Below are 19,066 nucleotides of genomic sequence, written 5' to 3' on the forward strand. Positions count from 1 at the left end.
CCTCCCTGGCATGGCCCCGCCCACCGCCCCGGTTCTCCGCCGCCATCACCCGCATCCGGCAGGACTACGCCCTGCGCCGATTCGCCAACAACTGGGCACTGCTGCCGACTTCCCCCGCCACCGGTTATCGCGTCGCTAGGCTGACCGCTCGCCGGGGCCGGGGGCGGGCCATGTGTGGGAGAGGGTGGGGGACGATGCAACTGCAGATGTCGGGGGCGGCAGTCCTGGCTTGTGTGGGGCTGGGATCCGCAGCGGTGGGATGGGGCATGACCCGTGAAATGTGCCGGGTCATGGGCCGCAGCTTCTTTTGGGACTGGAAGGCAGCGTCCGTCGCGCCGGCGATGCACCGGCGCGAGGCACTGCACCTGGTCGCCCTGTCCCGCTGCGCCGGCAGGCGCATGGATTCTGGCGTCGAAGCGGTGGCGGCCAGGTTCGCTCGGGCAGCGACGGCACGCAAGCGGGTGCGTCGGGTCAGCAGAGTGGGAACCACCGCGCTGGCGGGCTGCCCACTCATCCTGCTGCTGGCCCTCTACCTGTTCGGCTCTCCCGGCACCCGTCCATCGCTGTTGTACTACGCCTGCCTCTTGGCAACAGTGTGGTACAGCGCGGGCTCTTTGGGCGCACTGCTTGCATGGCAAACCGCTCAGCGGTTCTGGACCCGGCTGGCCGGTGACCATCGCGCCGTGCGCTGGTGTGCGTTCGTACTGCACGACGCTCTCCTCGTCGCATATGGGCGTGACGACGCCGTACGCGGGGTCAACGCAGGCGTCTCCGAGATCTGCCGGGTGCTGGAGGAGTACGCGGCCCAGGACGCCGCGTTCCCGGCCGAGGGGCAGCGCCAAGCGGTCAGCGCCCATGTGATGCAGGTACGCCGGGCACTGGTGGCAGCAGCAAACGGGCTCCTCCGCGACGGGCGGGACGCACTGCCCGGCCTGGTGCGCACCGTGTCGACGCTGCTGGACCGCCTTGTCGCCGAGCGCTGGCTGGCGCTGCTGGACCTCGAAGAGCCATCCGCCGCAGCCGACGCGGACGACCTCGCGAGCGGGCCGACGGAGGAACGCCGGGACAGACTGGTGGTCCTGGCGGGTTCCATGTTGGCGGCGGGCGGCCTGGCCACGGCCGCCGCCTTCGGCGTCCCACTCGGCGCGGCCGTACCGGGTGCGCTCGTCTTCCTCCTGGGGCCGGCGATGATGTGGGGCGGAAAGGGGCTGCGGCCCTCCGCGCACCGAATGTTCGCGTCATTACAGGAGGGCATCGGCCGCGCAGGCGCGACCGCCGAGCCCCCTTCCGCGCCCGCCACGTCGGACACGGCTCAGCCGCCCGGATAGGCAGTTGCGCAGGGAACTCGCCTGCAGAGTCACCTGCTGAGCGTCAAATAGGCGGCAGCGCAGGCGGCGCCGGAGGTCGGTTCCCAGCCCGGGTAGAGGCCAGTACCGCGCAGCAGTCGGACACCTCGGACTTCGACCAGCCTGCCGATGTGCCGGTCACCCATGGCACGGCGGCGGGCGGGGCTGCCCTCTCATGTTCATGGCGAAGCGGTACGGGAGCCCTGATACCCACATACCGCTTGTCACTGGCGCGGCCTATGTTCACGCTCGTGGAAGACCGGCCTTGGACGCGAGTTCGTCCCGGCGGGCGCGGCGGGTTCCGATCAGCAGCAGGGCGCACGCGAGCGCGAAGAGCGGCCAGGGCGTGAACGGGAGGACCACGGCGTCGACGACGGTCCAGCCCCCCAGCGTCCAGGCGATGAATGCCGGCGGGGTGATGCCGCGGCGGTCCAGCCAGAGCACCGTCAGGCCGACCAGGATGAGCGGTATGCCGAAGCTTGCCAGGCTCAGCCAGTACGCGCTGCCCGCCGGGCTCATGTCGGCAAGGTCCTCGTTCCACAGTCCGCCGGTGAACCATGTCCCGGCATGGCGCGCGGCTTTCTGCACCGTCAGGGCACCGAGTGTGTGTGCGGTTCCGCATAACGTGATGATCCGGCCAGCCCATTTGATCATCCGAGTTCTCCGTTCTTGTTGCGAAGCCACGCGGCGTGGCGTCGTCGCGGTTGTCTCTGCGTAGCGGGGCCCGTGATCTCCGGAACCATAGTTCCGATACTACGGTTCCGATACTCCCGTTCCGTATCATGCAGACATGACAGCGAGAAGGCAACGGGGCGGACGCCCCCGAGACAGTCGCGTGGATCACCAAATCCTGCAGACCACCCGCGAGCTCATCGACGAAGCCGGGTACCAGGCCCTGACCGTCGACCAGGTCGCGACGCGCGCCGGGGTGGGCAAGGCGGCGATCTACCGCCGCTACGCCTCCAAGGCCGAGATGGCGTTCGCTGCCACCATGTACGAGCAGCAGCTGCCTCCGTTGGCCGGCACCGGCTCCTTGCACGGGGACCTGCTGGCGCTGGTCCGCACGTTTCACGCCCGCATGGCCACCCCGGCGGCCCGACAGCTGGCACCGGCCCTGATCAGCGAACTTGCCGTCAATCCCGAACTGGCTACCCGGTTCCAGGACACCTTCCTGGCCGCCGAACAGGCCGCCTTCGCCGAAATCATCGAACAGGCCGTGGCTCGCGGCGAGCTGGCCGGGTCCGTCGACCCCGCGATGGCCCACCTGCTACTGCTCGGCTCCCTGGCATCCGCCCTTTACATCCTCAACCTGCCCGTCGACGACGCGAGGGTCACCGACCTCGCCGCCGCCGCCACAGCAGGAATCACCGCCCTGGCCGACCGACACCACAAAGACCCCGGCGGAGCCACCGAGCCGCGCTGACAGGCCGTCTCTTCCGCTTGGGTGGCCGTGTGAACGTGGGCGGGACGTGTTCACCGGTCATGACCAGCTGTGGGTGGCCGCTCGCTCGACCGGAAGGGTGCGCAGGTACTTCCGGGCGGCCTGGGGATTGACGTTGCCGTTGTCCACTTCGGTGCCGGTGACGTTGCGGGCATCCGGAGCCAGGTCGAATACGCCAGTGACGACATCGTCCGGGTCGTACACGTTGAGCCACTTGATGTGCGCTGGCATGGCAAGGAGCTCAGGCTCCGGAATGCTCATGACGCGTCGCACGGCGGGGATGACGAGGGGCGAGCCGGGGGTGACGAAGCTGCGGCTGCCGTGTTCGGCACTGGGACCGTATCGTCGAAGCCTGAGCCAACGGCGACATTTTGCCTGTATGGGTGGGGTGTTGCGGGCCGAGCCGATGTGGGTGGAGGCGTTTACCGGCTTACGGAGGGAGCGGTTCCAAAAGCTGCTGCGGGTCGTGCGGGAGCGAGGCGGGAACCGTCCCGGTGGCGGCCGGCCGAGGTGTCTTGCGCCGGCCTAGCGCGTACTGATGGTGGCCGTGTGCTACCGCACAAACCTCACGATGCGGCAGCTCGCGCCGCTGTTCGGAGTGTCGGCGGCCATCGTCTGCCGAGTCATCCAGCGTCTTGGCCCGCTGGTTGCGCTGGAGCAGGCGCCCAGGCCGGTGGCGGGCACGCCTTCGCCCGGTCTCCGTCGCCCGCGGCGGGAGCGGATCGGTGATATGCCCTTCACCAGGGGGATCAGTGCCTGGCTGTCGTGCAAGTTCGCCCCCGAGGTTCCGACGGACAGGGGCAGACCTGTCCGCTCGGTGATCACATCACGTCACATCGTGGGACCAGACTTCTAAGCCTTGGTTGGTGCGGCCGTCCTGGCGGCCTGCTCGATCTTCGCGAAGTAGGCTGCACGGGCTTCCTCGTCGATCGGCTGCTCGTTTGCGGCACGCACCCCAGTCCGGCCGTCGACGCCCTCGCGCAGGATGTCGGCGTGCCCGGCATGCCGGACGGTCTCGCCGAGGACATGGACCATGATGGCGAACAGGTTCGTGTTGGGATAGGGCTCCGACCACCAGGGCACGTGGCCGGGGGCGTCGAGGGCAAGCTCGTTGATCGTCGCGTCCGAGTGTTCCCACGTGCGCCGGTAGAACCCGATGATCTGATCGCGCGTCTCGCCCTCGGCCGCCCATTGATCGCTGCCGTCGGAGTCCTGCCACCGGCACAGCGGTTCCGGAGAAGGGCGGTCGAAGACCTCACCGAAGTACCTGGCCTCGACGGTGGCCACGTGTTTGACCAGGCCGAGGAGGTTGGTTCCGGTCGCTGTTAGAGGCCGGCGCACGTCGTATTCGGACAAGCCATCGAGCTTCCAGAGCAGCGCCTCACGGTCCCGCCGCAGTCTCTTGTGCAGGTTGTCTTTCGCGAACTCATCGATCACGCGGCACGAGCCTGCCATGGGCTGCTCATGGTCTCAAGATCCTGTACATGGTCCGCAACGACTGGCGGAGCCGTGGTCAGCTATGGTCACCGCCCCGACCTGCTGCAAGGAGCTCGGAAAACCTGCCCACGTGAGACAACCTCCAAGAGGCCATCTCATTTGGCGAGTCTGCGGTAGCAGATGAGGGTGCAGGCGCCGATGTTGGTCGCACCCGCTCAGCCGGCCGAAGTGTTCTGTGTCGCCTCGCGTGCCTCGGTGAGGGCTCGCTGCCTGAGGTTGCCGCCGAACAACTGAATCGTGGTGGCGGCCAGGATGTCATCCCTGCCGATGGTCCGCCTGTCCCCCGTGCGGGCGGGCAGGGCCCGGAGGGAATCCTTGAGGAACGGGGGTGGGGCCGGTTCGCCCGACATCACTAGGGTGACCGTACCGAAACGTTTGACCCCGCCCTCGCGGACGACCACGGCCGCGTCCCGGGCGAGGTCCGTCAGGAACACGCTCGCGATTCCGTCCAGGTCGCGGACCATCGCCGGGACGGCCGTCGCCCCCTGGCTCCACAGCAGCTTCTTGACCCCGGCCTCGAACCTGTGGGCGCCGACCACAGCACTCGGTTTGCGCGACCTGCTGCGCTTACGAGAAGGCACGATGACACCCTCGGCGTCGCACAGGACACCGGTCAGGCCTTGAAACGTCGGGCTGTGGTCGTACCACTTGACCCCCACCTCGAGCTCGACGTTCCGGTCGATCGCCGAGAGAAGGTCCCCGGGAATCAGCTTCTTCCGGGCCTCCGCCGCCGCCGCTCTCCTCGCGCCGTCGATGATCTCCGCCAGCACTGTCCGCGTCACCGACGCGGCGGCCCACGCGGCCGGCCGAGAGACGGGCATCGGGGTCACGTCCCTGAACACCGCTTTGACGAGAGAAGGCTTGAAGGGCGAGACATCCATGACCGAGGCGGTCTTGGGACCGCTGCGCTCAGGGCGTGCGGGCTGTGCGGTCATCGGAGGAAACGCTCCCTGCTGTCGGAGTTATCAGAGGCCCACACTTCACCACGCAGACCCGCTCTCGTCCCCCATCCTCCGTCGAAGCGGCGCCCGGTCAAGGGCCTGACCGGCACATCCCGACGCCGGGCCGATGATTCGCCACCTCCGGCACGCCCTCGTACCGTGGCACCTGCGTCCCCCGTCCGGCTGTACCCCGTTCTCCCTAGCCCCTGCCACCGAGAAGGAGCGGCCGGTGAAGAGCACGCAGGACGACAAGTGGGCGGCCAACCTGCGGGGCGGCGAAGGCGTTCCACGCCCGTGGGGGGCACTTGAACGTTCCCCGCAGAGCCTGCGGCAACCCTGAGGTCGCGACGGCGCCTCCGGTATCACCCGCTGGAACAACTCTCACAACTTGTCCGGCACCAACCGCTCAATCATTCCCACCATGACCCACAGAATGCCGGGTCAACCAAATGAGATGACTTCTTAGTCGTCTATGGCCCCTGGGGCCAGAGCCGGCGCCGGAAACGCGAAGCGGGCCTCGGCGCCCGACCACCAGACACCAACGGCGAAGACGGCAGTGGCCTCCAGCAGGGCGGCACGGCCGAGACCGCCGCAGGGCAGGGGCGTGCAGCCCATGGAGGCGATGAGCTCCGCCACTCGCGTGGCGGCACCCGGTTCGTCGGTGCAGAAAGGCACCGCCAGCGGCGCCCCTTCGAAGGCCGGCCGGTCCAGGGTCCAGATGCTTTCGTGGCACACCCCGAATGCCTTCACCACATGGGCGCCGGGGGCGGCGTCCGCGATGAGCCGGGCGACGGAGGTGGCGCCGCCCGTGGTCAAGGCCGGGCCGTCAGTGCCCGGCGCCATCGGAACGGTGCAGTCGATCACTGTCCGCCCGGCGAGCACATGGGCCAACTCCTTGGCCAACTGCGGTGCGGCATCCGCCGGGACGGCGGTTAGTACCACCTCCCCATGGGCCGCCGCCTCCGCGAGGCTGCCGTGCCCGGCGGCGCCGGTCCGCCGAGCGGTACGGGAGGCCGCCGCGGTGTCCCGACCACCCACCCAAACGTCATGGCCCGCCCGTACCCAGGCCGTGCCGAGGGCCGTGGCCATCTCCCCTGTTCCCAGAATGCCGATGTGCATGTGCTCGCTCCTGTCGTCCGTGTCGCGGGGTGCGACGGAAAGGACGCTAGGCGCGCCGATGCACACCACATGGTGTACATCGGCCAGGCAGGATGAGGGCATGGCCAACGGAGCAGTAGAGGAACAGGACTTGGGCGGTGACGAGTTCGCCGCGGACTGCCAGGCGAGGGTGGCCTTCGAGGTACTGTCGAACCGCTGGGACAGCGTGATCGTATATATCCTTGGCGAGAGCGGACCCATGAGGCCGCGCGCGCTGATCACCCGCATCGGCGGGATCAGCCCCAAGGTACTCAACGAAGCCCTGCGCCGCCTCGAGTACAACGGCTTGGTCGTACGCCAGGCGTACGCCGAAGCCCCACCGCGCGTCGACTACGCCCTCACCGAGGCGGGCATCGCTCTGCTGGGCCCGATCCACGCGATGGGCGCGTGGGCGGGACGCTACGCCGAGGCCGTCCTGGCGGCCCAGACCCGCCTCGGATCCCGTAAAGATCGCCCGGACAGGTCCTAGGCGGTTTCCTCCGGATCAAGCCCGTTTGATGTCCCTGGTTAAAAAGATCTCGGATCTGTCGGGCAGGCGACCTACGCTGGCCCCGTCCGCACTATCTGGGAGAAGCATGACAAGCAGGTTCACCGAGTTGACCGTTGACTGCGGTGATCCGGAGAGGCTCGCGGCCTTCTGGTGCGAGGTCCTGGACTTCAAGGTGATCGACCGGAGCGAGGGCAAGGTCGAGATCGGCTCTTGGGTGCCGACCGTCGAGGATGTCCGGGCCCGCCAGATGCCGCCCACCCTGATGTTCATCCGTGTGCCCGAGGGCAAGACCGTCAAGAACCGGCTTCACCTCGACGTCAGCCCGATCGACGGCAGCACCGAGGACGAAGTGACCAGATTGCTCGCTCTCGGCGCCGTTAAGGTGGACGTGGGCCAGGGCCCAGACCGGAACTGGGTGGTCATGGCTGACCCCGAGGGCAACGAGTTCGATGTCCTGCGCACCTTGGCACCGCAGGACTAGGCCGCCTTCCTCGGATCACCTCGCTGACCAGATGAAGATGGCGGCGATGTGGAGTCCGGCCAGGTAGATGGTGGCGGTCTCGTCGTAGCGAGTGGCCAGGCCGCGCCACTGCTTGATCTTGTTGATGCACCGTTCGACGGTGTTCCGCTGCTTGTAGGCGTCGCGGTCGAAGGCTGTCGGACGGCCGCCGCGCCGGCCGAGCCGCTTTCGGTTCGCGGCCTGGTCGGCCGGCTGTGGGATCACCGACCGGATTCCGCGCCGTCGCAGGTGACTGCGGATTGCCCGGGACGCATACGCCTTGTCGGCCAGGACCACGTCCGGTGTGGTCCTGGGCCGGCCGATCGGCCGGGGCACTCGTAACCGGGCCATGACCTCGGGGAATGCGGGTGCGTCACCTGCCTGGCCGGGCGTGACGACGAAGGCGAGCGGGCGGCAGCGGCTGTCGGCGGCGAGGTGGATCTTGGTGGTCAAGCCGCCGCGGGAACGTCCGAGGGCATGGTCGTCCGGCTCGCCGGCTGGGGCCCCTTTTGACAGCCCCGGCGGCGTGCTGGTGGGCGCGAACGATGGTGGAGTCGACCGCGACGACCCAGTCGAGGTCGCCTTCGGCGTCGGCCTGGGCGAGCAGAGCGGTGAAGGCCTTCTCCCAGGTGCCGTCGGTGGCCCACTTTCGCAGCCGGTTGTGGGCACCCTTCCACGACCCAAAGTGCTCGGGCAGGTCCATCCAGGGTGTCCCGGTGCGGTACTTGAACGCGATCGCGTCGATCACCTTCCGGTGATCACGCCACCGTCCTCCCCGCTTGGGTGTCCGGTCCGGCAACAGCGGCTCGATCCGCGCCCACTGGGCATCAGTAAACGACACACATCAACCAACGATCAGATGATCCGAAGTAAACGGCCTAGTCACTCACTCGTCGATGTGGTCACAAGATCTGGCCCGTGACACCAATGCGTGAGGCGAGCTGAGCTGAGCATGCGAAAGACTACGATCACGGCCGCCGCAGCTGGCGATCCTGCTCGCTCTGCTTTCCCGGACCCATTGGGACCGGGACGGCCATCCACCGCCCCGGTCTCCTTGAGTGATCAGTGGCAGTCGGACCGCGACCAGTCGCCCTGCGTCCAGGTGCAGGTCGCGCTGGGGAGCGCGGACCTGAAGAAGTTCTCGTACGCATCGAAGGACGCAGTGTCCTCCAGTTTGACGAAGCTTTCGTCGCTGTCACGCAGCGAGTTGAAGCTGTAGTTGTGGCTGCCGGTCCACAGGATCTTGCGGTCGTGGACCTGAGCGGATCCGTCGTCGTATCCCCCCTTGACGAGGAGGAACTTCGAGTGGAAAGGGTAGCTGCCGTTGCCCGACTCGGGGAAGGTGTGCACCACCGGGCCGTTGTAGGCGTTGAACGGTGCCGTGAGTTCCGACGTCGCCTTCTTGTACGAGTCCGTCGCAGGGGCGTCGGCGTATCCGTTGGGCAGCTGATAGGCCACCTCGACCCAGCAGCCGGCGTCGTCGAGATCGTGTAGCTTCTTGGCGATCTCGTAGCGGCTGAACAGGTTCATGCCCACCCGGACCACGGTGCGGCCGTCGTCCGTGCCGAACCCTGGTGTATTGCCCTTGCAGACGACGCCGTTGAGTCGGTTGATCACCGCGTCGGTGGCGGGCTCCGACGGCCAGTCCGGGTTGACGGACGCTTCGGGGAAGAAGTACGCCTTGGCGTTCCCCGAGGCCACGGACCGGTAGTAGTTGTTGTTCGCCTTCATGGCGGTCAGGTCGGCGTGGTACGAGGCGTAGCCCGCGTACAGGGCGGCATTGCCATTGATCTGGACGGCGCTGTTCCATGCGCCGAAGCCGCCCACACTCCCCCGCGCATCGAGGTTCTCCGACGACTGGACCACGACGTTCGAGGTGCCGTCGGTCAGGCGGGAGAACAGGAAGAACTTGTTGTGGTTGATCGAGGACCCATCGGACGCAGCGCCGATGCACCCTCGGTTCGCCGGGCAGGCCACCGCGTAGGAATCGGCCGAAGTCGAAGAACCGATGTGGTCCTTCAGCTCCTTGAAGGCCGCGTAGTGCGTGTCCGACTGTGCCGAGATGTGGTCGACCACGAGCTTGACGTGAACCCCACGGTCCGCAGCACTCTCCAGCGCCCGGGCGACCGTCAGGTCATTGAAGATGTACATCGCCACCCGGATGTCGGCCCCTGATGGCACCCGGTTGGTGAGGCCGACGATCCGGTCCCTGATGGCATACCGGTCGGTGGGAGAGCTGAAAGAGGCACTCGACCCCGTGTCCGCGACCGCTTCGGGTGCGGTGGTGAGCGGCAGCCCCAACGCCAGAGTCAGAACGGCTACGGCGGCGGTGGCGCGAGTGGTGATGCGGCTCCGTAACGTGGCCCTCACGAGATCCCCCCTTGATCACCAGCGCGCCACACTAGCAGCTGATGATGCGGCAGTTCACGGCATTGTGACGCCGCGCCGGTCGTGACGTGTCCGCCGGTCGGCAGGCAGGTCACGTACCGGCCGCAGCTGGTGCTGCTTTGCGGGGAGGGCGGTGGTGTGAGCCGCCCCGCACCACGAAGACGCCGACCAGATGTGATGCGGCTGTGCCGCTGCCGGCAGCGGCGTGCGGGGCGAGCACGTCGGCTATGTCCGTTCGGGGAGACATCGGGCTCAGCGGCGCAGGTCGGTTTCCTCCTGCATGTGCGTCAGTTTCTCGGGATTGCGCACGGCGTAGAGCCCGGTGATGAGACCGTCGTCGATACGCACCGTCATGACGGTGTCGATCTCGCCATTGAGCCGGAGGTTCGGTGCCGGGCAGCCATTGACCTGTGCCGACTGCAACGACACGGGAACCTGCCGAGCCCGGCAGTCAGCAGGCGAGCCACCTTGTCGGCCCCCACGGTGGGCCGCAGGACGGCCTTCTTGACTCCCCCACCGTCAGCCAGGAGGACGGCATCCGGCGCGAGGATGTCGAGCAGGCCCTGCAGATCGCCCATCTCGGTCGCCCGCCGGAACGCATCGAGCGCGCCCCGGGTCTCGGTCGGGGACACGATCGCACGTGGTCGACGCGCCGCTTCGTGTGCCCGTGCTGCCCGTGCTGCCCGGGTGAGCGATCTGGCGGACCGCGGCCTGGCTCAACCGATGGCTGATCATCGGGGATGAAGGCGCCGGGCAGCGCCCCGTCGGGCGGGAGTTCCCGCCGCGCTTCGGCAACCTCGTTCTTGCTCGACTCTGTTTCTGATGCTGCAGCAGGTCATGTATGAGAAGAGGTGCAGTTCGTCAGCCGACAGGACCTGCGCATCCAGTGCTCTGACCGGAAACGATCACGGGAGTGGTGATGGCCGAGTGTCTACGGCGGTGGATGTCGCGCAGGTCAACTCAAGGTCGTGACACGGCTTGTCAAAGTTCTCTGGTCTAGGGTCGCCCGCATGGCTGAGCCCTCCTTTCTGACCGCCGTCCGCCAGTCGTACGACACGGTCGCCGCCGATTACGTCGAACGCGTCCCGCCTCCGGCCGCGATGGACCCGCTCTCACGCGCGATGCTGGCGGGGTTCGCCGAACTCGTGCGGACGGCCGGTCCGGGGCCGGTCGCGGACCTGGGATGCGGCCCCGGCCGTGTGACGGCGCACCTGGCCGGGCTGGGAGTGTCCGCCTTCGGCGTCGATCTGTCACCGAAGATGATCGGGCTGGCTCGGCACGCCTATCCGAACCTGCGGTTCACCGAGGGCTCGATGACCGCGCTGGATATGAGGGACGACGAGCTCGGCGGCATCCTGGCCTGGTACTCCACCCACCACACGCCCCCGCAGTGGCTGCCGGATGTGTTCGCCGAGTTCCACCGCACGCTCGCGCCCGGCGGCTACCTGCTCTGGGGAGACTATGTCGGCGATGAACGGCTGCAGCCGACCCACGGCTATGGCCATCCTGTGTCCTACGAGTCGTATCTCCTGCCCCTGAATCGCATGATCGGCCTGCTGGAGCAGGCCGGACTCGTCGTCACCGCGAGGCTGGAGCAGGAGCCCGGCGGACGGGTGAACAGACCGCACGCCTGCCTGCTGGCCCACAAGCCCGAAAAGCCCTGACGGGGCTTGTTCTGCGCGCGCTTTTCAACTTTAGAGCGGCAGGTCAGGCCCTGCGTGGTCCCCTCGGGCAGAAGTGGCCGTTACGCCAGGACGTTTCTGTAACGGAGATCCCGGACGGCGTTGCGTCCATGGGTGAGCGGCTGTCCACGGACAGGTCGACGGTCACGGGCATGCCCGTCGTGGTCCGAGCGCCAGCAGCCACCAGCGCGGCCTGTCGGCCTGGCGCTCGGCAAAAGCCCGTGATCACCATGCCGGAAGGTGAGAGCCGCTGGTGTCGCAGCGGCGGGTCAGACAGCATGCGGTGCATGGACTGGATGCCTCTGCTCTCCACGCTGACGGGTGCCGCTATCGGCATCGCTGCCACCCTGATCGCCGATCGCAACAGGTGGCGGCACGAGGAAGCACGAAACGCTCTGGAAATACGGCGCGCCGTGTACACCGAGTACGCCTCCGCCCTCAAAGACGCGGGGGAAGAGATACGGGCTGTCGCCCTGGGCGATCACATGTCCGAGTCAGCGCGGGATGCGGCGGTGCGCGAAGCCTTCCGTGGGACCGGATTGCACACGGCAAGCGAGCAGCTCTGGCTCGTGGGTCCGCCGCTCGTTGTCGCGGCTGGGAACGAGGCGTTTCACAGCCTGCGTCGGATGCGCGACGCCTATGCCCGCGGGTTGGTAGTCGGCTCCACCGAGGACGCGGCCCTCATCCAACAGCGCCGCACGGCCATGGCTGAGATGCGCCGCCGCATGCGTGAGGATCTGGGCATCGGGCCCCTCGGGATCGAATGACCACCGGCCGGAGAGCATGTCGGGAACTGTGCCTCCGGTGAGCAGCCACCAGTGCAGGCAGCGGCCTGGCTCTCGGCAGAAGGGCCGCGATCGCCGCGCCGGAGGCTCGGAAACACGTGCACGGCCCGCGCGATGTGTGGGCCGAGCTCGAGGGCTTGCACACCTGCTGGGTTCAAGCCGTACACACGGAACGGTACCGGGTCGAAATGCCTGACTGCGGCGGCCCGCGGCAAGTCACCTCCGGCACCGGGCATAGCGCGCTCGCCTGGGTGCTGCCGCCGCTCGGAGCAGTTGCCCGACAGACGTCGTGACCGCTCCGGACCGCCCAGGCGGTAGCCGCGGGAACGACCTCCTGTGCGCTCCCAGTCCTCGCCGCCCTACTCCCGCAAGGAGTTGTCCCGATGAGCAGCCGAATCGTGTTGATGTCCGACCGGAAGCCGGCGGCGATCCCCGTTCAGGAGTGTGGCGAGAACCTCCTCGATGCTCGCGCGCACGAACTCCAGGTCGGTGAGCCGGGACGAATCGGCAAGTCCGTGTCACGCGCCGACGTATGCCGAGGCGGATCTTGACGTCGGCGGGGCCTGGGGGGCGGTGCTCGTGCCTGTCGTCCGCGGGCGCGGATTGTCAGTCCGGAGGCACGTCGAGGCGAGCCTTGCAGTGGCTGAACGTAGCGACCGGTCCCGGTCACGCGCGGTGCCGGACGAGTGTGGCTGGTGACGACGCTGGGCGCCCCGCCTGGGGACGTGGGACGATTACGGAAGACGGGAGAGGGGCACCTCCTGGAGGCCTCATTGCACGTTGTGATCGTCGGTGACCGCTTCATTCCTGCCGAGTACTACATCGACGCCCTGGTGGAGGCCTGCGGTCCGGGTTTTGGACCGGTTCGCGGCGTGGACTGGCACGGAACCAAGGCGGAGCAGCACGCGGCGCAGCAGACCATGGAGTGGCGGGGCCCCGAGGCCGTGGCGGTGGCCGATGAGATCGTGAAGGCAGTGGGAGAGGCCGAGGTCCTGGCCGTGCACTTCGCTCCGGTCTCCCGTTCGGTGCTCCAGGCCGCACCGGCACTGCGGGCCGTCTGTGTGGCACGAACAGGGTTGGAGAACATCGATGTCGCTGCCGCGACCGCGCGCGGGGTGGGGGTCGTACCGGTGTTCGGCCGCAACGCCTCGGCCGTGGCCGAGCTCGCCATCGGACTGATGCTCGCCGAGGCCCGGGACATCGCCCGGGTGGATGCCTCGGTCAAGGTCGGCGGCTGGCGCAAGAACCTCGGTCTTCCCGGCCGCGAGATCGGTGACAGTACGGTCGGCATGGTCGGCTTCGGCCATGTGGGGCGCGCGTTCGCCACCCTGCTGCGCTGCTTCGGCTCGCGCCTGATGGCCTACGACCCATACGTGACCGACGCCGTTCTGGCCGAGCACTCGGCCGCACGGGCCGACAGCCTGGACATGGTTTTCCGCGAGTCCGACTTCGTCCAGATCTTCGCCCGGTTGACGGCCGAGACCGAGCGCTTCATCGGCGCGAGTCACTTCGCGCTGATGAAGCCGACCGCCTACTTCGTGAACACCGCGCGCAGCCGTCTGGTCGACACCGGCGCCCTGTACGACGTCCTGGTGGCCCACCGCATCGCCGGGGCCGGGCTCGACGTGCACGACCAGGAACCCCTCCCGGCGGAAAGCCCTTGGCGCCGGCTGGACAACGTCACGATCACCACTCACTTCGCCGGTGACACGACGACCACGAGCGTGCGTTCGGCACGGCTGGTCGCCGAAGCCGTGGCGGAGCTGGCCGCCACCGGCCGTTGTGTTTCCGCGGTCAACGCCCGTGAGCTGGGGTGGGTGTGAGCGGTGGCGGGCGAACTGGTGCTCGGTATCGACGCGGGGCACACCGTGACCAAGGCCGTGCTGTTCGACTCGGCAGGCCGACAAGTGGCGCGGGGCGTCGGCACGGTCCCGCTGGACACTTCGCATCCCCGCTGGGTCGAGCGGGACATGGACGACGTGTGGCGAACCACCCACCGGGCCATCAGGACCTCTCTTGCCGCAGCGGGCGCCGAGGGGCGGGCCGTCGCCGCGGTGGGGCTGAGCGGACACGGTGACGGCCTCTACGCGATCGACGAGCGGGGGAGGCCGGTGCGGGCCGCGATCGTCGCGATGGACACGCGTGCCGAGCCCATGCTGGCCGAGTGGCGTGACACCCCGGTCTGGGACCGTGCCCTCACCCTGTCGGGCACGGTCCCCTTCGCGGGTTCGCCGGCCGCCCTGTTGGCGTGGCTCGGACGTCACGAGCCAGACGTGCTGGAGCGGGCCCGCTGGCTGCTGTCCTGCAAGGACTGGCTGCGCTGGCATCTGACGGGCGTGGTGGCCACTGATCCGACGGACGCCAGCGCCTCGTTCACCGACATGCGCCGGGACGGCTACTCGCAGGAGCTGCTCGACCTGTTCGGGCTCGGGCCGCTCGCCACCAAGCTGCCGCCCGTGCGAGCCTGTGACGCGGTGTGCGGAACGGTCACCCAGGAGGCCTCGGCCCTCACAGGGCTCTCCGCCGGTACGCCCGTCGTCACGGGTGCACACGACGTCGACGCGGCAGCATTGGGGATCGGTGCCACGAGGGTGGGCGAACTGTGCCTGATCGCGGGGACGTTCAGCATCAACCAGGTGGTCTGCGATCGCCCTGTCACCGACCTCCGTTGGCAGTGCCGCAGATTCCTGCGCCCGGGGCAGTGGATGATCATGTCCACCTCGCCCGCCTCGGTGGCGAACCTGGAGTGGTTCCTGCGGGTCATGGGTGCACCGCCCGGGCACCGCGACGATGTCTACGACGCCATCGGCCAGGAGGTCAGGGCTCATCTGGAGGGCCCTTCGGAGGTGCTGTTCCATCCGTTCGTCTACGGATCCCCCCACCAGCAGCCGACCTCCGGAACCTTCCTCGGCATGCGCGGCTGGCACGGCCGCGGACAGCTGCTGCGGGCCCTGATGGAGGGTGTTGTCCTCAACCACCGCTGGCACGTCGACGCACTCCACTGCACATTGCATATCACCGGGCCGGCAAGGCTGACCGGCGGCGCCGCGCGCAGCGCCGTCTGGAGCCAGATGTTCGCCGACGCGCTGCGGCGCCCGGTCGTGGTGACGGACGTCGAGGAGAGTGCTGCCCGAGGGGCCGCTCTGCTTGCCGCCGGTGCCGTCGGGCTGCTCGGCGAGGGGGCGGATTCGCGCGTCGGCGTGTCTGTCATCAGGCGCCATGAACCGGCCGCCGACCGGGTCGCGGTACTGGAGGAGGCCTATCGGGTCTACCAGGAGGCCCAGGAGGCCCTCTGGCCCATCTGGGCCCGCCTCGACTCTGCTGGGGCGGCGGAGTGAGCAGCACTGGGAGCAGGCATCGCCAGCACGGCAACGTCACCTCCGCGCACGACATACAACCAAGCAAGTTATCACATTTTTCGTGATTTTCTATGCGAATCTATTGCAAACCGAATGGCGCAGGCGTAGACAGAAATAGCAAGACGAACCACGCCCGGCTCTCCATGGCCCGGTCACCCGCCACCCGACGTGGCACCGACCCCGCTCGCCAGTCCGAAAGCTACGGCCATGCCTCCCGACACCGCCCCGCCGATCGGCCCCGACCTTTCGCTCGTCGCGCCGTGGAACAACCTCCCCCTCCCCCTCCCCCTCCCCGGCCCCAGGACTCTGATTCCTCACCACCCCCTGAAGGCCCAGTTCACATTGCCGGCACAGGAGGCACTGGTCGGCTGCCTGCGAAGCGCCGCCCGCGCGGTGCTCACACGCTGGCACCTGTCCGAGGAGGAGCGGGAGTCGGCCCTCCTGATCGTGGGAGAGCTGGCCGCGAACGCGGCCGTCCACGGGCGGAGTGAGATGTCGCTGCGCCTGGTCCTCACCGAGGGCACCCTGGGCATCATCGTGGGTGATCACGGTGAGTCCGTTCCGTCACATCGGCCCGCCGCAGACGACGATCCGGACGAACACGGCCGTGGCCTCGACATCGTCCACACCTTGTCCACCCGGGTCGACCTGCACCACGACGACCACGGAACGTGGATCCTGGCCTGCCTCGCCGTCACGGCCACGCAACCGGCGACCGACTGACTCCGGCGGTGCCCGATGAGTGGGACACCGGCGGGACCCGGAGCCACGGCCGACGAGCTACGACGGGATCGGCACGCCGTCACGAAGGAACGGCGGCTGGGCGCCCACGCGCGTGCAGGTGTCCGCCGCGACCCCGACGGCGTACGCGAGCAGCCGGACGAGCCCGTCGGCGTGCGATTCGGCGACACCTTCCCTGTCGAGCCGACCCATCCCGTGCAGATGGGCGAGCGCGCCCGCAGTGAAGGCGTCGCCCACTCCGACCGTGTCGACGACCTCGGCCGCCGGGGCGGGCATGTGCTCGCGAGCTGTGCGCCCCGCGGCCCAGGCGCCCCGCGTGACGAGGACGAGCTTGGCCCCGGACGCCGGCCGGCGCGCGGCCACCAGCCCGTACTGCTCACCCGGGTGGAGTCAGGCCAGGCCCTCCTCACTCGCCTTGACGGCGTCGGCGAGCGCCATCCGCTCGCTGAACCGCCGGAGATGGCAGGAGCGGTCGGTGAGCCCGTTCGGATCGAGGCACCCCAGCCGGTGTCCCGCCTCCCGGCGCAGCAGAGTCGAGGCGAGGGGCGCCAGGACCAGCCCCAGCGAGCCGATGTGCAGTGCCGCCCCGTCGGGCAGGCGTTCGGCGTCCGGCAGGGTGTCGAGGTGCTCGAGCCGCAGACCGCGGTCGGCGGCACCGTTCGCATGGAAGAAGTAGCCGGCCGACCCGTCGTCGCGCAGCCGGACGGCGGCGAGGGTGGTGGGGTCGGAGGTCGCCCGTACCCGGGTGAGCTGTGCGCCGGATTCCGCGAGGTGCGTGCGCAGCAGGTCACCGAAGCGGTCGTCGGAGATGTGCGCGAGAAGGCTTGCAGGCACACCGGGGCGGCCGAGGCCGGCAGCGACGCGGAGACAGGAGCCGCCAGCCCGCGGCTGGTAGGCAGCTTCACCGGCGACCGTCCGGGCGGGCGCGAGGTCCACCAGCGCGTCTCCGGCGACGCCGGGGGCCTGCGGGGATCGGGATGGCTCTCATACGGGATTTCTCGGGAATGGCGGCACGGTGGGCTGCAGGGGCTGTGTGCGGAACTCCGCCGGGCGAGCTGCCATCGGCCGCATGGGCGGCGACCGGAACCGAGACGGAGGTGTCTCACACCGACGAGACAAGGTAACGATAGATCCGATGAAGTTTTCTCGCAAAATGTGTTAACAACGGCGCCTTATGCTGCTAATAATTCCGCCAAGCGATGCCACACCCCACACCCCGGGGAGGCATCCCCCTTCCTCAGCCGAGCGTCGGTCGACGTCCCGACGAGATCCCCTGCTGAGCGGCTGCGCCCATGAGCTGTGCCGCCGTGGGTGCCCGCAGGCCGTTTCCCGACCCACCCGCACGAGAGGTCCCCGTCATGCGTCCGACGAGCTTCACCCGATCGACCAGATACGCCCTGGTGGCCTGCGCCGCCACCACCGCCCTGCTCGCCACCGCCTGTTCCGGAGCCGGGGCCGGCGGCTCCTCGGCGGGCGGGAAGAGCATCAACGTGCTGATGGTCGGCAATCCGCAGATGGAGGACATCGCGAAGCTCACGAAGAGCACCTTCACGAAGGACACCGGCATCAAGGTGAACTTCACGGTGCTGCCCGAAAACGAGCTGCGCGACAAGGTCACGCAGGACATCGCCACCAAGGCCGGGCAGTACGACGTCGCCACCATCGGCGCCTACGAGGTGCCCATCTGGTACAAGAACGGCTGGCTGCACGAACTGGGCTCCTACGCCGACAAGGACGCGAGCTTCGACAAGGTCGACCTGCTCAAGCCGATGGTGCAGTCGCTGTCCGGCTCGGACGGCAAGCTCTACGCTCTGCCGTTCTACGGCGAGTCGTCCTTCCTCATGTACCGCAAGGACGTGTTCGCCCAGAAGGGCCTGAAAATGCCGGAGCATCCGACGTGGCAGCAGGTGGCGGACCTGGCGGCGAGGGTCGACGGCGCGAAGCCGGGGATGAGGGGTATCTGCCTGCGCGGTCTGGCCGGCTGGGGTGAGCTCGGGGCGCCGCTGACCAGCGTGGTCAACACCTTCGGCGGCACGTGGTTCACCAAGGACTGGAAGGCCCAGGTCAACGGCGAAGGCTTCAAGAAGGCCACCAAATTCTACGTCGATCTGGTGCGCAAGCACGGTGAGGCCGGCGCCGCGCAGGCCGGGTTCACCGAATGCCTGAACGCGATGAGCCAGGGCAAGGTCGCCATGTGGTACGACGCCACCAGCGCGGCCGGGTCACTGGAGGACCCGAACAGCAGCAAGGCCGCGGGCAAGATCGGCTACGCGTACGCGCCCGTGGAGAAGACCAAGAGCAGCGGCTGGCTGTGGGCCTGGGCATGGGCCATGCCGGCGACCACCAAGAACGCCGATGCCGCCTCGAAGTTCATGCTGTGGGCGTCCAGCAAGAAGTACGAAAAGCTGGTCGGCGAGAAGCTGGGCTGGTCGCGGGTGCCCGCGGGGAAGAGGGCCAGCACCTACCAAATCCCTGAGTACCAGAAGGCTGCGGGCTCGTTCGGTGACATCACCCTGAAGTCCATCCAGCAGGCCGACCCGGCCAACCCCGGCGTGCAGCCGCGGCCCACGGTAGGCATCCAGTTCGTCGCCATCCCCGAGTTCCAGGACCTCGGTACCAAGACGACACAGGAGATCTCCGCCGCCATCGCCGGCAAGACCAGCGTGAACACCGCGCTCGACGATGGCCAGAAGCTCGCACAGGACGTCGCCAAGAACTACCAGTGACCCGCCCAGCCCC

The 19,066-nt window shown here is 68.4% G+C and carries 17 protein-coding genes and 4 pseudogenes; 11 read left to right on the forward strand and 10 right to left on the reverse strand.

Translation table 11 applies throughout. The features are described 5' to 3' along the window. Window positions 1-266 precede the first annotated feature (266 nt). Window positions 267-1,328, forward strand: a complete 1,062-nt coding sequence (locus tag ACWCP6_RS27870; protein ID WP_450935323.1) for a hypothetical protein — start codon at window positions 267-269, stop codon at window positions 1,326-1,328. Between the two features lie 261 nt (window positions 1,329-1,589). Here ACWCP6_RS27870 and ACWCP6_RS27875 read toward each other — a convergent pair whose 3' ends face one another. Then, window positions 1,590-2,000 (reverse strand): DUF6463 family protein, encoded by a 411-nt coding sequence (locus ACWCP6_RS27875; RefSeq protein WP_450935324.1) that lies wholly within the window; start codon window positions 1,998-2,000, stop codon window positions 1,590-1,592. 181 nt (window positions 2,001-2,181) lie between these two features. Between ACWCP6_RS27875 and ACWCP6_RS27880 the strand changes: the two genes are divergently transcribed. Further along, entirely contained in the window at window positions 2,182-2,769 is a 588-nt protein-coding gene (locus ACWCP6_RS27880) for a TetR/AcrR family transcriptional regulator (protein ID WP_450935325.1), read from the forward strand. A gap of 57 nt (window positions 2,770-2,826) precedes the next feature. Here ACWCP6_RS27880 and ACWCP6_RS27885 read toward each other — a convergent pair whose 3' ends face one another. Further along, window positions 2,827-3,018 (reverse strand): hypothetical protein, encoded by a 192-nt coding sequence (locus ACWCP6_RS27885; protein ID WP_450935326.1) that lies wholly within the window; start codon window positions 3,016-3,018, stop codon window positions 2,827-2,829. A gap of 148 nt (window positions 3,019-3,166) precedes the next feature. On the opposite strand from ACWCP6_RS27885, the pseudogene ACWCP6_RS27890 reads away from it, so the two are divergent. Beyond that, window positions 3,167-3,460, forward strand: a pseudogene (locus ACWCP6_RS27890) (helix-turn-helix domain-containing protein); the annotation flags it as partial. 14 nt (window positions 3,461-3,474) lie between these two features. Here ACWCP6_RS27890 and ACWCP6_RS27895 read toward each other — a convergent pair. From ACWCP6_RS27895 to ACWCP6_RS27910, 4 genes and pseudogenes are all read right to left on the reverse strand, one after another. Next, window positions 3,475-3,600 (reverse strand): annotated as a pseudogene (locus ACWCP6_RS27895) (IS5/IS1182 family transposase); the annotation flags it as partial. Window positions 3,601-3,639: 39 nt separating this feature from the next. Next, window positions 3,640-4,224 (reverse strand): DinB family protein, encoded by a 585-nt coding sequence (locus tag ACWCP6_RS27900; protein ID WP_450935327.1) that lies wholly within the window; start codon window positions 4,222-4,224, stop codon window positions 3,640-3,642. A gap of 215 nt (window positions 4,225-4,439) precedes the next feature. After that, window positions 4,440-5,219: a hypothetical protein gene (locus ACWCP6_RS27905; protein ID WP_450935328.1), complete on the reverse strand. Its 780-nt coding sequence runs from the start codon at window positions 5,217-5,219 to the stop codon at window positions 4,440-4,442. A gap of 468 nt (window positions 5,220-5,687) precedes the next feature. Continuing rightward, entirely contained in the window at window positions 5,688-6,446 is a 759-nt protein-coding gene (locus tag ACWCP6_RS27910; protein WP_450935352.1) for an NADPH-dependent F420 reductase, read from the reverse strand. Here ACWCP6_RS27910 and ACWCP6_RS27915 point away from each other — a divergent pair. Both ACWCP6_RS27915 and ACWCP6_RS27920 read left to right on the forward strand, forming a co-directional pair. Continuing rightward, the gene (locus tag ACWCP6_RS27915) at window positions 6,445-6,852 is read left to right on the forward strand and encodes a winged helix-turn-helix transcriptional regulator (RefSeq protein WP_450935329.1); all 408 of its coding nucleotides are present in this window, start codon (window positions 6,445-6,447) and stop codon (window positions 6,850-6,852) included. The two genes, ACWCP6_RS27910 and ACWCP6_RS27915, sit on opposite strands and share 2 nt — an antisense overlap. A gap of 106 nt (window positions 6,853-6,958) precedes the next feature. Further along, window positions 6,959-7,354 carry a VOC family protein gene (locus tag ACWCP6_RS27920; RefSeq protein WP_450935330.1) on the forward strand — a complete coding sequence of 132 codons (396 nt, stop codon included), beginning with the start codon at window positions 6,959-6,961 and terminating at the stop codon, window positions 7,352-7,354. A 15-nt stretch (window positions 7,355-7,369) separates the two neighbouring features. On the opposite strand, the gene ACWCP6_RS27925 is transcribed toward ACWCP6_RS27920, so the two are convergent. The 3 genes and pseudogenes from ACWCP6_RS27925 to ACWCP6_RS27935 form a co-directional block, all read right to left on the reverse strand. After that, a protein-coding gene (locus ACWCP6_RS27925; protein WP_450935331.1) for an IS5 family transposase occupies window positions 7,370-8,213 on the reverse strand; the annotation gives its coding sequence in 2 pieces (ribosomal slippage) (window positions 7,370-7,852 and window positions 7,854-8,213; 843 coding nt in all). Window positions 8,214-8,434: 221 nt separating this feature from the next. Further along, entirely contained in the window at window positions 8,435-9,742 is a 1,308-nt protein-coding gene (locus tag ACWCP6_RS27930) for a phospholipase D-like domain-containing protein (RefSeq protein ID WP_450935332.1), read from the reverse strand. Window positions 9,743-10,012: 270 nt separating this feature from the next. Then, window positions 10,013-10,440 (reverse strand): annotated as a pseudogene (locus ACWCP6_RS27935) (RNA polymerase subunit sigma-24); the annotation flags it as partial. Between the two features lie 330 nt (window positions 10,441-10,770). Here ACWCP6_RS27935 and ACWCP6_RS27940 point away from each other — a divergent pair. The 5 genes from ACWCP6_RS27940 (at window position 10,771) to ACWCP6_RS27960 (ending at window position 16,309) form a co-directional block, all read left to right on the forward strand. Continuing rightward, window positions 10,771-11,424 (forward strand): class I SAM-dependent methyltransferase, encoded by a 654-nt coding sequence (locus tag ACWCP6_RS27940; protein ID WP_450935333.1) that lies wholly within the window; start codon window positions 10,771-10,773, stop codon window positions 11,422-11,424. Between the two features lie 305 nt (window positions 11,425-11,729). Beyond that, entirely contained in the window at window positions 11,730-12,209 is a 480-nt protein-coding gene (locus tag ACWCP6_RS27945) for a hypothetical protein (RefSeq protein WP_450935334.1), read from the forward strand. 800 nt (window positions 12,210-13,009) lie between these two features. Then, window positions 13,010-14,050: an NAD(P)-dependent oxidoreductase gene (locus ACWCP6_RS27950; RefSeq protein ID WP_450935353.1), complete on the forward strand. Its 1,041-nt coding sequence runs from the start codon at window positions 13,010-13,012 to the stop codon at window positions 14,048-14,050. Between the two features lie 3 nt (window positions 14,051-14,053). Further along, window positions 14,054-15,565, forward strand: a complete 1,512-nt coding sequence (locus ACWCP6_RS27955) for an FGGY-family carbohydrate kinase (RefSeq protein WP_450935335.1) — start codon at window positions 14,054-14,056, stop codon at window positions 15,563-15,565. A gap of 228 nt (window positions 15,566-15,793) precedes the next feature. Beyond that, on the forward strand, window positions 15,794-16,309 hold the full coding sequence (locus ACWCP6_RS27960; RefSeq protein ID WP_450935336.1) for an ATP-binding protein: 516 nt from the start codon (window positions 15,794-15,796) through the stop codon (window positions 16,307-16,309). Between the two features lie 57 nt (window positions 16,310-16,366). On the opposite strand, the pseudogene ACWCP6_RS27965 reads toward ACWCP6_RS27960, so the two are convergent. Then, window positions 16,367-17,263: pseudogene (locus ACWCP6_RS27965) on the reverse strand (PfkB family carbohydrate kinase). 422 nt (window positions 17,264-17,685) lie between these two features. Here ACWCP6_RS27965 and ACWCP6_RS27970 point away from each other — a divergent pair. Next, window positions 17,686-19,053, forward strand: a complete 1,368-nt coding sequence (locus ACWCP6_RS27970; protein WP_450935337.1) for an ABC transporter substrate-binding protein — start codon at window positions 17,686-17,688, stop codon at window positions 19,051-19,053. Window positions 19,054-19,066 lie beyond the last annotated feature (13 nt).

Source organism: Streptomyces sp. NPDC002004 (genome assembly GCF_053593975.1).

What these genes read in the sequence shown, in the direction of transcription:
- ACWCP6_RS27885 (WP_450935326.1), bottom strand. Translation starts at nt 3,018, where the DNA reads ATGCCAGCGCACATCAAGTGGCTCAACGTGTACGACCCGGACGATGTC.
- ACWCP6_RS27875 (WP_450935324.1), bottom strand. Translation starts at nt 2,000, where the DNA reads ATGATCAAATGGGCTGGCCGGATCATCACGTTATGCGGAACCGCACAC.
- ACWCP6_RS27910 (WP_450935352.1), bottom strand. Translation starts at nt 6,446, where the DNA reads ATGCCCTCATCCTGCCTGGCCGATGTACACCATGTGGTGTGCATCGGC.
- ACWCP6_RS27915 (WP_450935329.1), top strand. Translation starts at nt 6,445, where the DNA reads ATGGCCAACGGAGCAGTAGAGGAACAGGACTTGGGCGGTGACGAGTTC.
- ACWCP6_RS27945 (WP_450935334.1), top strand. Translation starts at nt 11,730, where the DNA reads ATGGACTGGATGCCTCTGCTCTCCACGCTGACGGGTGCCGCTATCGGC.
- ACWCP6_RS27940 (WP_450935333.1), top strand. Translation starts at nt 10,771, where the DNA reads ATGGCTGAGCCCTCCTTTCTGACCGCCGTCCGCCAGTCGTACGACACG.
- ACWCP6_RS27960 (WP_450935336.1), top strand. Translation starts at nt 15,794, where the DNA reads ATGCCTCCCGACACCGCCCCGCCGATCGGCCCCGACCTTTCGCTCGTC.
- ACWCP6_RS27905 (WP_450935328.1), bottom strand. Translation starts at nt 5,219, where the DNA reads ATGACCGCACAGCCCGCACGCCCTGAGCGCAGCGGTCCCAAGACCGCC.
- ACWCP6_RS27870 (WP_450935323.1), top strand. Translation starts at nt 267, where the DNA reads ATGACCCGTGAAATGTGCCGGGTCATGGGCCGCAGCTTCTTTTGGGAC.
- ACWCP6_RS27970 (WP_450935337.1), top strand. Translation starts at nt 17,686, where the DNA reads ATGCGTCCGACGAGCTTCACCCGATCGACCAGATACGCCCTGGTGGCC.
- ACWCP6_RS27920 (WP_450935330.1), top strand. Translation starts at nt 6,959, where the DNA reads ATGACAAGCAGGTTCACCGAGTTGACCGTTGACTGCGGTGATCCGGAG.